13 protein-coding genes are annotated in these 12,003 nt (G+C 67.7%); 10 read left to right on the forward strand and 3 right to left on the reverse strand.

Annotated features, from left to right (window positions below):
• Positions 1–2: 2 nt before the first annotated feature.
• The gene (locus RTY13_RS08765; RefSeq protein ID WP_312782729.1) at positions 3–794 is read right to left on the reverse strand and encodes a TSUP family transporter; all 792 of its coding nucleotides are present in this window, start codon (positions 792–794) and stop codon (positions 3–5) included.
• Between the two features lie 805 nt (positions 795–1,599).
• Here RTY13_RS08765 and RTY13_RS08770 point away from each other — a divergent pair.
• The 4 genes from RTY13_RS08770 to RTY13_RS08785 all read left to right on the forward strand — a co-directional run bounded on the left by RTY13_RS08770 (position 1,600) and on the right by RTY13_RS08785 (position 4,947).
• Positions 1,600–2,205 carry a hypothetical protein gene (locus tag RTY13_RS08770; protein WP_312782731.1) on the forward strand — a complete coding sequence of 202 codons (606 nt, stop codon included), beginning with the start codon at positions 1,600–1,602 and terminating at the stop codon, positions 2,203–2,205.
• Positions 2,206–2,274: 69 nt separating this feature from the next.
• Positions 2,275–3,024 carry a DUF72 domain-containing protein gene (locus RTY13_RS08775; protein ID WP_312782733.1) on the forward strand — a complete coding sequence of 250 codons (750 nt, stop codon included), beginning with the start codon at positions 2,275–2,277 and terminating at the stop codon, positions 3,022–3,024.
• Positions 3,025–3,345: 321 nt separating this feature from the next.
• Positions 3,346–4,071, forward strand: coding sequence for an acetoacetyl-CoA reductase (phbB, locus tag RTY13_RS08780; RefSeq protein ID WP_312782735.1), 726 nt, complete (start codon positions 3,346–3,348; stop codon positions 4,069–4,071).
• A 48-nt stretch (positions 4,072–4,119) separates the two neighbouring features.
• Positions 4,120–4,947 carry a DUF4908 domain-containing protein gene (locus RTY13_RS08785; protein WP_312782737.1) on the forward strand — a complete coding sequence of 276 codons (828 nt, stop codon included), beginning with the start codon at positions 4,120–4,122 and terminating at the stop codon, positions 4,945–4,947.
• 51 nt (positions 4,948–4,998) lie between these two features.
• Here the strand turns inward: RTY13_RS08785 and RTY13_RS08790 are convergent, their stop codons facing one another.
• Entirely contained in the window at positions 4,999–6,456 is a 1,458-nt protein-coding gene (locus tag RTY13_RS08790) for an alpha/beta hydrolase (RefSeq protein WP_312782739.1), read from the reverse strand.
• 110 nt (positions 6,457–6,566) lie between these two features.
• Between RTY13_RS08790 and RTY13_RS08795 the strand changes: the two genes are divergently transcribed.
• Positions 6,567–7,994 (forward strand): LytR/AlgR family response regulator transcription factor, encoded by a 1,428-nt coding sequence (locus RTY13_RS08795; RefSeq protein ID WP_312782741.1) that lies wholly within the window; start codon positions 6,567–6,569, stop codon positions 7,992–7,994.
• Positions 7,995–8,094: 100 nt separating this feature from the next.
• Entirely contained in the window at positions 8,095–8,406 is a 312-nt protein-coding gene (locus tag RTY13_RS08800; RefSeq protein WP_312782743.1) for a YdeI/OmpD-associated family protein, read from the forward strand.
• Here the strand turns inward: RTY13_RS08800 and gloB are convergent.
• On the reverse strand, positions 8,403–9,131 hold the full coding sequence (gene gloB / locus RTY13_RS08805; protein ID WP_312782744.1) for a hydroxyacylglutathione hydrolase: 729 nt from the start codon (positions 9,129–9,131) through the stop codon (positions 8,403–8,405). The two genes, RTY13_RS08800 and gloB, sit on opposite strands and share 4 nt — an antisense overlap.
• A gap of 154 nt (positions 9,132–9,285) precedes the next feature.
• On the opposite strand from gloB, the gene RTY13_RS08810 reads away from it, so the two are divergent.
• The 4 genes from RTY13_RS08810 to RTY13_RS08825 are packed head-to-tail and all read left to right on the forward strand — an operon-like array spanning position 9,286 to position 11,951.
• Positions 9,286–10,056 carry a class I SAM-dependent methyltransferase gene (locus RTY13_RS08810; protein WP_312782745.1) on the forward strand — a complete coding sequence of 257 codons (771 nt, stop codon included), beginning with the start codon at positions 9,286–9,288 and terminating at the stop codon, positions 10,054–10,056.
• Positions 10,057–10,066: 10 nt separating this feature from the next.
• Positions 10,067–10,564 carry a histidine phosphatase family protein gene (locus tag RTY13_RS08815; RefSeq protein WP_312782746.1) on the forward strand — a complete coding sequence of 166 codons (498 nt, stop codon included), beginning with the start codon at positions 10,067–10,069 and terminating at the stop codon, positions 10,562–10,564.
• On the forward strand, positions 10,561–10,917 hold the full coding sequence (locus RTY13_RS08820; protein WP_312782747.1) for a DUF952 domain-containing protein: 357 nt from the start codon (positions 10,561–10,563) through the stop codon (positions 10,915–10,917). The genes RTY13_RS08815 and RTY13_RS08820 overlap by 4 nt, the downstream gene beginning before the upstream one ends.
• Complete coding sequence (locus RTY13_RS08825) at positions 10,914–11,951, forward strand: quinone-dependent dihydroorotate dehydrogenase (RefSeq protein WP_312782748.1); 1,038 nt, start codon at positions 10,914–10,916, stop codon at positions 11,949–11,951. The genes RTY13_RS08820 and RTY13_RS08825 overlap by 4 nt, the downstream gene beginning before the upstream one ends.
• Positions 11,952–12,003 lie beyond the last annotated feature (52 nt).

Genomic DNA, 12,003 nt, shown 5'->3' on the forward strand with positions numbered 1-12,003 from the left:
ACCTAGCCGAGCCAGTCCGCCACCATGACCCGCAAGGGATTGGCCGGATCGGACAGCAGGCGCGCGGTGATCGCCAGCGAAATGACCACCAGCAGGGGCCGGATCAGGCGCGGGCCAAAGCGCATGGCCGCGTGCGAACCCATCCGCCCGCCGATGAACTGACCCACGGCCATGATGCCGGCCAGGGCCCAGACCACATGGCCGCCCGCAGCCAGCACCACGATGCCGACCACATTGCTCATCAGGTTCAGCGCCTTGGTATGGGCCGTCGCCCGCGTCAGGCCCATGCCCAGCAGCATGACCAGACTGAGGGCGAAGAAGGACCCGGTGCCGGGGCCGAAGAAGCCGTCGTAGAATCCGATCCCGCCCGCCACAAAGGCATAGGCCAGGGGCGTCAGCCGGGCGTGGGCGTCCTCGTCCGAGGCCTTGGGGCCGAGCAGGAAATAGAGGGCTATGCCGACCAACAGCACCGGCAAAACGATCATCAGCCAGCGCGCGTCCACCAGGGTCACCGCAAAGGCCCCCAGCCCCGCCCCGACGCCGACCAGGGCCAGAGGCCACCGGATCAGCTTGAAATCCACGCGGCCTTTTCGCCAGAAGTTCCACAGCGCCGATGCCGTGCCGACGCTGCCCTGCACCTTGTTGGTGGCGATGGCGGCGACCGGGTTCAGCCCGACCGACAAGAGGGCCGGCAAGGAAATCAGCCCCCCGCCGCCCGCGATGGCGTCGATGAAGCCGGCGATCACCGACGCCAGACCCAGAAGGGCGATGATTTCGGGCGTCAGTTCCGGCACGCGTGCGATACTCCTGCAACGGCGGCGCTATAGACCGGGAGACCGACTTCCGCCACCGCCGCCGAAGGCTCGGCAGCGAGAGCGGCGCAGAGTCCACCTTGAGCGCGGCAGGCAAGGCCCGCCATCGACCCGTTGCGGACTCTTCAGGGTCGGAGAACTATGACTGTTTCTCGAACGGAGGCTGGCAATGAGGGTTTGGGCGACTCTTACGGCGATGATGGCTGTGTCGGCCTGCGCGACGACGGGCTCGCAGCCGGTCTCCAAAGGCGTGAGGACCGCAGTCATCTTTGGGACAGTAGGCCAGTCAGAGTGGTGCCCTGCAGGCAATGTGAGAGTGGACCTCGAAACTGGTCGATATGCACTTACTCATCGCGCTCCGCGCACCGTCTGCCAGGATACTGGCCTTGAGCGACCAATCTCTGAAGGTCGGTTGGATGGGGCAAAACTCCGCGCTCTCGATCAGGCTTTTCAACGAGCAGTGAGGCATGGACTAAACGACTGCCGAGCGGGAACTAGGCCCGACGATATCATCGCTAGCAATGGAGGGGTTCCAGTGCTCGTCGTAACAGACGGGCGGGGGACGACCTCCGCTCCAACAGAACTCAACTGTTGGAGTGACGCCGGGCGAGAGTTGAATAGCTTGCTGAACACAACATTCCCATCATCCCGCTGAGCCTGAGTAGACTTCCTAGGTCCGCTTCCCACCCCTAGCCGTCCTCGTGCAGGTCGGCTTTGGCCGCGAACGATGACGAACCTCGCGGCTTCAGTCATAAGCTGGAGGGCGAGATCGAGGGTCGGGGGCCGCATGAGCGCGTTCGAATTCTTCTTCAGCTTCTACGGCCTGGTCCTGGGCCTGTCGGTGACCGTGATCGCCACCGGCATTGCGCGCGCCTTCAAACACCGCAAGACCGTGAAGGTGGGCTGGAAGACGCCCGTACTGGCGGCCTTCGTCGCCCTGGACATCGCCACCTTCTGGGATGCGGCCTGGACCAATTTCAGCACAGCCCCCTACAGCTACGGGCTGCTGATCGCGGGCCTTGTCGTAGCCACAGTCTATTTCGTCGCCACCAGCCTGATCTTCCCCGAGCCGGACGACGCGGTGCAGGATCTGGACGCCCACTTCTGGACCAACAAGCGCGCCGTCATGCTGTTGCTGATCCTGGCCAACCTGATGATGCTGGTCGGCGCGGTCTGCGTGAGCCTGCCCAAGAGCAGCGGTCTGCAGGTGGCCGCAAGTTACGGGCTCAACCTGGCCATCTATCTGGTCCTGGTCATTCCGGCCGCCCTGACGCGACGGGCCTGGGTGTTCGCGCTGACGGTTGGTTTGCACATCGCCCTCTATCTCTTCCTGGCCGGCCTCAGCATCGTGAACCCTGCCGCCATGGCCGCCGCGGCGGTCGGCGCGTCCTGACGCCAGGCGCGGTTGCCCGCCTGGCCGCTCCGGGTGCATGAAGAGGCGCGCATCGCAGGAGGCTCGGTCATGACAGGTTCCATCCACATCGGCGTCGGCGGCTGGACCTTCGAGCCGTGGCGGGGCGTCTTCTATCCCGAGGGCCTGACTCAAAAGCGCGAGCTGGAGTTCGCCAGCCGGGCCCTGACCTCGATCGAGATCAACGGCACCTATTATTCCACCTTCAAGCCCGACAGCTGGATGAAGTGGCGCGACGAGACGCCGGACGGCTTCGTCTTTGCGGTCAAGGCCAGCCGGTTCTGCACCAACCGCAAGGTCCTGTCCGAGGGCGGAGAGAGCTTCGACCGCTTCCTGTCGCAGGGGCTGACCCTGCTGGGCGACAAGCTGGGGCCGATAAACTGGCAGTTCATGGGGACCAAGAAGTTCGACGCCGAGGACTTCGAGGGCTTCCTGAAGCTGTTGCCCAGGGAAAAGGACGGGGTGCGGCTGCGCCACGCCCTGGAGGTGCGCAACCCAACCTTCGCCTGCCCCGAATTCTATGACCTGGCGGCCAGATACGGCGCGGCCATCGTCTACGCCGTCGACGACGAATCCCCGACCTGGCCCCAGATCGACGAGGCCACCGCCGACTTCAGCTACGCCCGCCTGATGTCCAGCCGCGAGGACGAGCCGACGGGCATGACGTCGGCCGAACTGGACGCCGTGGCGGCCCAGACCCGCGCCTGGGCCGAACGCGGCGACGTCTTCGCCTACTTCATCTCCGGGGCCAAGGTGCGCAACCCGGCGGCGGCCCAGGCGCTGATCACGAAGCTGAAATAGCACCACCCCAGGTCAGACCGTCACCTTTGGGGGCGTCTCGACGGGATCACGCCAGATCAGAACTCCGTGTGCTCCAAGCCTCACGGCCTGTCGCCGAACACCGCTGCAACATCCAGCCCCCGGCCCCGCATCCAGGCCTGGCGGTCAGGGGGCGGCTTGAGATTTCTGCGGTCCGTTATCGGATCGTCATCGACAGAGGCCAGATTGATCAAGCCGCGTAACGGCGTCTTCTCCGGCAACGCTTGCCAAGCTAAAGCGTAGTCTTGAGGGTGGAGCGTCGTCGATGACGGCGCCTCAAATCAAGGGACAGGGAAACGCATCATGGCGCGAGTGGCGTTGGTTACGGGTGGCACGCGTGGGATCGGCAAGGCGATCGTCCAGCGATTGAGGGAAGACGGCATGGCCGTCGCCGCCGGCTATTCCGGCAATGACGAGGCGGCTGCGGCGACCGCGCGCGAACTGGGCGTCATGGTGGTCAAGGGCAATGTCGGTTCGTTCGACGACTGCGCCCGCGCGGTGCAGGCGGTCGAGGCCGAACTGGGTCCCATCGACACCCTGGTGAACAACGCCGGCATCACCCGCGACGGCTTCTTCCACAAGATGAGCGCCGATCAATGGTCCGATGTGATCCGCGTCAACATGGACAGCGTCTTCAACATGACGCGCCAGGTCATCAACGGCATGCGCGACCGGGGCTTCGGCCGCATCGTCAACATCTCCTCGATCAATGGCCAGAAGGGTCAGATCGGCCAGGCCAACTATTCCGCCGCCAAGGCCGGGATGATCGGCTTCACCAAGGCCCTGGCCCTGGAGAACGCGCGCAAGGGCGTGACCGTCAACTGCATCGCGCCCGGCTACATCGACACCGAAATGGTCGGCGCCATGGACCAGAAGGTGCTGGACAGCATCATCGCCCAGATCCCGGTCGGACGCCTCGGCAAGGGCGAGGAAATCGCCGACATGGTGTCCTGGCTGTCGGGCGAGCGTGCCGGATATGTCACAGGCTGCACCCTGTCGCTGAACGGCGGCCAGTACCTGGTTGGCTAAGTCCGCTTTGCCTAAAATCCGCCGCTCAAGCGTTCCACGACTTCAACCATGATGGCTAAGGTCGAGGTTGCGGCGGAGAATCCGCCATGCTTCGCCGTCCCGGCGCTGCGCGTCCGGACGGCCGGAGTTCTGCGCCTCGAGATCGTCGCCCTGGCGGCCCTGACCGTCTGCCTGACGGCCACGCCCGCGGCGGCGCAACTGCGTTCCAACGCACAGGCCGAACAAAGCCGGGTGATCCGCAACCAATCGGTGACTCGCACCCTCCCGCCCCCTGGTCGCTATTCATCCGAGGCTGGTCAGACCTTCATGCTGGATCGGGCCGGCAATCTGACCCTGCTGCGGTTCGAGCGCTCGACCGAGACCTGGGCCCTGAGGCCGACCTCGGCCCCGCGCGGCGACACCCTCTATCGCAATGACGCCGGCGAACAGGTGCTGCGCGTCACGCCGTCCGGCGGCATCACCGTCTATACGACGCGCAATCCGGGCGGATCGCCTGTCTCCCTGACCGGACCCGCCGTCAGCCTGGAGCCCACCAGCCTGGGGCCGGTGCAGATGTTCAACCTGATGACCCGGCGCAGCAGCCTGGTCAGCGAGGCCCTTGGGCGGCTGGTCCGCATCAATCTGGACGGCCAGGAATCCGAGGCCCTGTGCATCGAGGCCCTGATCGTCACCACCGACGCCGTGGTGCGCATCGCCCGCTCGCCCAGCGCCCGCCCCTTCCTGGATCGGCTGCGCAGCATCACGGTGATCGAGGGCTCGCGCGCCTCGGTCAGCTATTCCAACGGCGACCTGCGCGTCGTGGTCGATCCCAAGCGCGGCATCGCCGGCCGCCCCTCCTCCGCCCGCGTCATCCGCGCGGTGATCCCGCAGGACTGAGGGCCCCGCCCTTTTTCAGGCGAACGCCCCCAGACTCAGGTCGTTCGGATCTCAGGTGATCGCGAAGGTCGGCGGCGGCAGGGTCAGTTTGGCGTCGTTGACGGCCGCCTCGTCGAAGAACCTGACGAGTTGGGTCTGCACCTCGGGGTGGGCCTCGAAGACGTTATGGCCGGCGTTCTCGACCAGAATCTGCGACTTGTTCTGGAACTGGGCGATGACCTCGGCCTGTTCCTCCAGCGGCGTGCGGCCGTCGAGGGAGCCGGCGACCAGAAGGGCTGGGGTCTCGATGCGGATGGGCTTGCGGAAATCCTCGCCCAGATCGACGCCGGGGATGGCGCCCAGCAGGTGCGGCATGGGCAGGTTGAAGGCGTCGCCGAGAACCGCCGTCTTCGCTTCTTTCTCGATCAGCGCCAGGCGGGCGGGCGAAATGCCGGACGCCATATCCATCGCCTCGGGCATGCCGGAGATGCCGAAGTAGCGGTGGGGCGGGGGGATGATCGACGCCAGCGTATCCGTCTTGCCGGCGTCGAGCGCCAGATAGATCTTCGGCAGCATGGACAACTGGGGCGGATTGGCGACCAAGGCGGAGGCCAGGAGCTGGACCCCGAAACCGCCCACCTTGACGTCAACGGGGCCGTTCTCACCGGCGAAGGTCACGGTCGCCGGGTCAGCCTCCAGGCGTTCATGCACGCGCCGCATCAGGGCCGGCATGTTCGGGATGGCCGCGCGAACGGCAGGGTCCTGGCCCATCAGGCGATCGACGCGGTCCAGGAACATGTCGATGTGCGCCGGGCGCTTGACGGTCTGATCCTGACCTTCAAGGCTGGCCAGGGCGACGCGGCCGATCGAGTTTGGGTGGCGTTTCAGCACTGACAGGGCCAGGTGGGTGCCGTAGCTGATGCCCCACAGGTTGACCTTGTCCACGCCCAGATGGCGGCGCAGGTCCTCGATGTCGTCGGCGTTCTGTTCGGTGTTATAGCCGGTCATGGCGACGCCGGCGCGGCTCCAGTCGATCCAGGCCTTCTGCATCTCCTCGCGGTACCAGGCGGTGACGCCGGCATGGGTCATGGCCGGATAGGGGGTGGTCGTGGCCCGGTCAGGAATGCTGGCCGACAAGCCGACGCCGCGTTGATCCAGGGCGATGACGTCGGCCACTTCTCTCAGGGCCATGAAGATGGGGAAGCGCGGCCCCATGGCCGTGCGCACGCCGGACCCGCCCGGTCCGCCAGCCAGATAGATGATGGGCGGCCCCGGATTTTTCGCGGTCGAGGCGAAGCGCACATAGCCGATGCGGATGCGACGCGAACCGGGGATGCGACGATCCTCAGGCGCCTCGAAGTAGCCGCGTTCGGCGTCGACTTCCTGTCCGTCGCCGGACTTGTAGAGGAAGGGTCCGGCCGGAGGCTGGGCGTCCTGAGCCTGGGCGGCTTTAGACAGAAGCGCCAGACCGGGAAGGGCGAGGCCGGCGGCGGCGAGGATGGAGCGGCGGTTCAGGAATGTGTGGGTCATGACGACGGTTGAAGCAGGGTTTTCGGCGGTGTGGAGCGCGCTTCGGCGAACGGTCAGCCTGCGTCGGTGAACGGCAGCGCTTTGCGGCGAATGGCGATAGGATCGCCGCCATGTGGCGCATTCTTCTTCTCGTGATTCTTCTGACCTCGCTGCCGACAGGGCTGCGGGCCCAGGAACAGGGGCCGGACTGGCAGGCGTGTCGCGCAGAGCCGGGCCTCGCCGCGCCGGTTCTGCATGACTGTCGTCCGGTCGAGGGTGCCATCGATCCGCAGGGGCGCGAGTTGTGGCTGCGCACCAGGGTGCAGCGCCCGACCGGCGACGATCCCGTGGCCCTCTATGTCGTCGGGGCGGCGTCTTCGGAGGCCTGGCTCAATGGTCAGAAACTGGGCGCCAACGGGCGGCCCGGCGACTCGGCAGCGACGGAAACCGCCGGACGCTATGAGACCGCCCTGCCGATCCCCGAGCGGATGTGGCGACCTGACGACAACCATGTCGTGGTCCACATGTCGGCCTTCCACGGGGTGGTGCGCCTGGACAATCCCGTCGGCGGGATCGTGGTCGCCCCCTATCCCTGGCCGTCGCGCACGGTTCCGGTGGCCATCGCCTTCCTCGCCGCCGGCGCCCTGTTCGCCGCCGCCTTCGGCTTTGGCGTCATCTACAGCCTGCGCCGCACCGGTTCGAGCCTGGCCCTGGCGACCCTGGCGGCGGTTGCGGGTTTGCAAGCCATGCTGGAGAGCCTGAGGGCGCTGTTTCCCTATGCCTATCCTGTCCACGGTCTGCGCATGGTCGGCATCTGGGTTCTGAGCGCCGCCTTCGCTGTTCTGCTGGTCTCCTATGTGGTGTCGCGCTTCTGGCCGGAGGCGCGGCGTCCGCTGATCGGCCTGACGCTAGCGGCCGTGGCCGCGACCTGGCTCGCGCCTGGCTTCGACATGAAGACGGTGCTGGCCCTGTTGATCGGTCTGGGGCTTTCGGCAGCGATCGCGGCCTTCGCCGTGCATCGCCGTCTGCCCGGCGCACGCCCCATGCTGGCCTATCTCGGCGTTTTCATCGGGGTCGGTCTGCTTTTCCCGACCTGGCTGGCGGACCTGTCCTACTTCCTGTTCGCCATGGGCTTCGTCCTGCCCTTGTTGATGGCCGAGGTCGTGCGACTGGGCCGCGCCGACCAGGAACGGGAGGTCGCCCTGACCCGCGCCGCTGCCCGCCCCAACTGTCTGACCGTCGCCACGTCACGCGGGGTCGAGCGGGTGCCGCTAGACGACATCGTCGCCGTGGTCGGGGCCGACGACTATGTCGAACTGCGCCTGACCAAGGGGCGGCGATTGCTGCACGCCGCCCGCCTGGATCGGCTCGAACAAGAATTGTCGGCCAGCTTCCTGCGGACCCACCGTTCCGTGATCGCCAACCTGGCCCATGTTCGCGGCTTTGAGCGCGACGGCGGTCGCGGTCGGTTGCTGATGGATGAGGGCGCGCCCCTGCCCATCAGCCGCAACCGCCTGCCCACCGTCCGCGACGCCCTGGAAGAACCGGCGCGAGCCTGAGCCCCCTGCGGACCATGGTGGACATTCTCTCGTCCCGCGAACACTCTCGATGCTCACCAGACGCGCAGGCGGCGCGAGGGCCGCAACTCCCGGAGGCTTCATGACGACTGATTTCCCCCAAGGCGTCGTTCACGATGCGGGAGAGGACATGCAGGCGGCCCTGCGCGCCGAGCCTGCGGTGTTCGACCTGTGGGCCGGGCTGACGCCGCTGGGCCGCAACGAGTTCATCTGCTGGGTCGAGGACGCCAAGCAGGCCAAGACGCGCCAGCGCCGCATCGAGCGCACGGTCGAGGAATTGCAGGAGGGCAAGAAGCGCCCCTGCTGCTGGGTCGGCTGCATCCACCGCACCGACAAGGCGCCCAGCCCCTGGCAGCAGGCCGTCCTGATCGACGGAAAGGCGAAGGGCGGCTAACCCCTGAAGCCGTCCTTCGCCGCGCGTCGGGCGGCGAAGTCGGCGGCGTCGGCGGCGCGCAGGAAGGGGTTGAAGGCGCGCTCCGCCCCCACCGTGGTCGGCACCGTCGGCTGACCCCGTTCGCGAGCGGCGAAAATCGCCTCAGCATGGGCCTGCATCTCCGGCCGGTCGTCGAGGCTGAGAGCGAAGCGGGCGTTGGACGCCGTATATTCGTGGGCGCAGTAAAGGGTGGTGGTTTCCGGCCAGGCGTTGATGCGGTTCAAGCTGTCCCACATCTGCTCGGCCGTGCCCTCGAACAGGCGCCCGCAGCCCAAGGCGAAGATGACGTCGCCGACGAAGGCCAGGGCGCCCTCGACCGACCGATAGGTGATGTGGCCCTGGGTGTGGCCGGGCGTGGTCATGACCTCAAACGCCGTCGAGCCCAGCCGCACCAGGTCGCCGTCGACCACCACGCGGTCCAGCGGGGCGGCGCGGCGGACTTCTTCAGGGCCGACGATCTCGCAGCCGGTCTCGGCCTTCAGCCGTTCATTGCCGCCGGTGTGGTCGGCGTGCCAGTGGGTGTTGAGGATCAGGTCCAGCCGGCCCCAGCCCGACGCCTCGATCTCGGACAGGATCGCCTCGGCGTCCGGCGTATCCACGGTGGCGACCAGGCCGGTCGCATCGTCGCGGACCAAGAAACCGTAGTTGTCGGACAGGCAGGCGAACTGGCGCACGGTCAGGGTCATGGACGCATCCTAGCAGCCGAGGCCATCCGGGGACTATAGTGGCCTCGAAACGAGCCAAGCTCGACCTCGCTGCCCAAAGCCCGACCGGGCGTCGGCGATCATTCGCCGCCCCCACGGAGCGATGAGTGCAGCGAATTGAGCGTGAGTGAGAAAAATGCGGCGCAGCATCGACGATCTTCGCACCTTCTACGGCGAGCCGACCGGCGCGCTGGTGCGGCGCGTCCTGGCGCGACGGCTGGAGGACGCCTGGGGCGAGGCTGAGGGCTGCGACGTCCTGGGCATCGGCTACGCCACGCCCTGGCTGGACGGCTTCGTCGGGGCCCGGCGCGTCATCGCCGCCATGCCGGGCGGACAGGGCGCCGAGCAGTGGGCGACGGCGGGACGCAACCGCACGCTTCTGGTCGACGAAAAACGCCTGCCCTTCTCCGCCGGCGCCTTTGACCGCATCCTGCTGGTTCACGCCCTGGAAGAGGCCGACGATCCCCGCGCCCTGCTGACCGAGGCGGTGCGGGCGCTGGCCCCCGCCGGTCGCATCATCCTGGCCACGGCCGCGCGCGGCGGGATGTGGGCGCGAGCCGAGACCACCCCCTTCGGCCACGGTCGCCCCTTCACGCGCAGCCAGCTGGAGCGGCTGGTGCGCGAGGTCGGACTGGAGCCCGCCGCCTGGTCCCAGGCCCTCTATGTTCCGCCGTGGCGGCCCCTGCTGCCGATGGCCGAAGGCGTCGAACAGGTGGGGCGCTGGGTGTTTCCGGGAGCGGCAGGCCTGATCATGCTGGAGGCCACGCGGCAGTCCTATGCCCGCATCCGCCCGCAAGCTCTGGCCCAGACAGTGCTGGCGGGACGGCCCGCCCTGACCCCCTCGCCCGCGTCGCGCGACCATGGGCCGCCTGCCCATGCTCTGGTCGGCGAGCGCAAACGGCCTTAAGGCGAGCCCCATGCAGCGACTGATCATCATGCGTCACGCCCAGGCCGAGAAGAGCGCGCCCGGCGGCGACGTCGACCGCCCCCTGTCCAAGCATGGTCGTCACGACGCCCGCGCCATGGGCCGAGCATTGGCCGAACGCGGCCTGCGCCCCGACATGGCCCTTGTGTCCAGCGCCCGACGCACCCACCAGACCTGGGACGAGGTCAGCGAGGCCATGGGCGACGTCGAGGTGCATCTGTCGCCCGCCCTCTACAACGCCTCGTCGGACGTGCTGCGCCGCGCGGTCGAGGCCGCCGAGGATCAGGCGGCCTGCCTGATGCTGGTGGCCCATAATCCGGGCGTGCATCAGCTGGCGGTTGAATACCTGATCGAGAGCGCGGCCTCGCCCGGCGTGCTGGACAAGATGAGCGGCGGCTTCCCCACCGGGGCGGCGGCCATCTTCACCGTCGATGTCGCGGGGCGTCCCACCTACGAAGGCTGGCTGACGCCGCACGATCTGGAAAAATGACCGACGCCCTGCCGACCACCGCCTTCAAGATCCTCAGCCTCGCCGACTGGCGGGCAAGCCTGGCCGAGGGCGCTTACGACGGCTCGCCGGTGGACCACGCCGACGGCTATATCCACCTGTCCGCCGCCGACCAGTTGGCCGGGACCGCCGCCAAGCACTACGCGGGGCAGAGCGACCTGATGCTGGTCGAGGTCGATCTGGACGCCCTGGGCGAGACCCTGGTCTGGGAGCCGTCGCGCGGCGGCGCCCTGTTTCCCCATATTTACGGCCCCCTGCCGGTCGCGGCCACGCGGGGCGCCCGCGCCCTGTCGGTGACGAACGCGGGCGAAATGATCCTGAGCGAAAATCCATGAGCCTGACCGACCTCGGCGCTGTCCTGCTGCGCCAGATGGACCCTGAGACCGCCCACCGTCTGGCCATCCGCGCCCTGCAGGTCACGCCCCTGCCCGCCCCCGGCGCCGACGATCCGATCCTGAAGACACGCATCGCCGGGCTGGAAATGTCCAACCCCGTCGGTCTGGCGGCAGGGCTCGACAAGAACGGAGAGGCGCTGGACGGCCTGTCGCGGCTGGGTTTCGGCGCCGTGGAATGCGGCTCGGTCACGCCCCGCGCGCAAGGCGGCAATCCCCAACCCCGCCTGTTCCGCCTGTCGGAAGACCGGGCCATCATCAACCGGATGGGCTTCAACAACGAGGGGCTGGAGCCCTTCGCCGCGCGTCTGGCCCGCCGTCCGAAACGCACGCCCATCGGCGCCAATCTGGGGGCCAACAAGGACACCGAGGACAAGGCGGCGGACTATGTCGCCGGTCTGAAGCGCCTGGCGGGTCTGGCCGACTATTTCACCGTCAACATCTCCTCGCCCAATACGCCGGGCCTGCGCGCCCTGCAGGGGCGCGAGGCGCTGGACGACTTGCTGGGCCGTATCAACGAGGCCCGTCCATCTGACGGCGCGCCGGTCTTCCTGAAGATCGCGCCGGACCTGATCAGCGAAGAGATCGGCATGATCGTCGAGGCCTCTCTAGCCCACCGCATCGACGCCTTGATCGTGTCCAACACCACCCTGGAGCGCCCCGCCTCGCTGAAATCCGGCTTCGCAGGCGAGGCCGGGGGCCTGTCGGGCGCACCGCTCAAGCCCTTCGCCCAGAAGGCGCTGGAGGCCGCCGCCGAGGCCGCAGCCGGGCGGCTGCCGCTGATCGCAGTCGGCGGAATCGAGAACGGTGAGGACGCCTTCGCCCGCATTCGCGCCGGCGCCAGCGCGGTGCAGGTCTATTCGGCCCTCATCTATGCTGGTCCGGGTCTGGTCGGAGCCATCAAGCGCGATCTGGCCGCCCGCCTGCGCGCCGAAGGCTTCACCAGCCTTGCTGACGCCGTCGGCTCCGGCCGTTGACGGAGCATTAGGGCAAGCGCGGCATCATCCCTTCAATAGGCGAATTCGCCTG

The sequence above is a fragment of the Brevundimonas sp. genome (assembly GCF_032055285.1).
Classification (GTDB): domain Bacteria; phylum Pseudomonadota; class Alphaproteobacteria; order Caulobacterales; family Caulobacteraceae; genus Brevundimonas.

What these genes read in the sequence shown, in the direction of transcription:
- RTY13_RS08770 (WP_312782731.1), top strand. Translation starts at nt 1,600, where the DNA reads ATGAGCGCGTTCGAATTCTTCTTCAGCTTCTACGGCCTGGTCCTGGGC.
- RTY13_RS08775 (WP_312782733.1), top strand. Translation starts at nt 2,275, where the DNA reads ATGACAGGTTCCATCCACATCGGCGTCGGCGGCTGGACCTTCGAGCCG.
- phbB (WP_312782735.1), top strand. Translation starts at nt 3,346, where the DNA reads ATGGCGCGAGTGGCGTTGGTTACGGGTGGCACGCGTGGGATCGGCAAG.
- RTY13_RS08785 (WP_312782737.1), top strand. Translation starts at nt 4,120, where the DNA reads ATGATGGCTAAGGTCGAGGTTGCGGCGGAGAATCCGCCATGCTTCGCC.
- RTY13_RS08790 (WP_312782739.1), bottom strand. Translation starts at nt 6,456, where the DNA reads ATGACCCACACATTCCTGAACCGCCGCTCCATCCTCGCCGCCGCCGGC.
- RTY13_RS08795 (WP_312782741.1), top strand. Translation starts at nt 6,567, where the DNA reads ATGTGGCGCATTCTTCTTCTCGTGATTCTTCTGACCTCGCTGCCGACA.
- RTY13_RS08800 (WP_312782743.1), top strand. Translation starts at nt 8,095, where the DNA reads ATGACGACTGATTTCCCCCAAGGCGTCGTTCACGATGCGGGAGAGGAC.
- gloB (WP_312782744.1), bottom strand. Translation starts at nt 9,131, where the DNA reads ATGACCCTGACCGTGCGCCAGTTCGCCTGCCTGTCCGACAACTACGGT.
- RTY13_RS08810 (WP_312782745.1), top strand. Translation starts at nt 9,286, where the DNA reads ATGCGGCGCAGCATCGACGATCTTCGCACCTTCTACGGCGAGCCGACC.
- RTY13_RS08815 (WP_312782746.1), top strand. Translation starts at nt 10,067, where the DNA reads ATGCAGCGACTGATCATCATGCGTCACGCCCAGGCCGAGAAGAGCGCG.
- RTY13_RS08820 (WP_312782747.1), top strand. Translation starts at nt 10,561, where the DNA reads ATGACCGACGCCCTGCCGACCACCGCCTTCAAGATCCTCAGCCTCGCC.
- RTY13_RS08825 (WP_312782748.1), top strand. Translation starts at nt 10,914, where the DNA reads ATGAGCCTGACCGACCTCGGCGCTGTCCTGCTGCGCCAGATGGACCCT.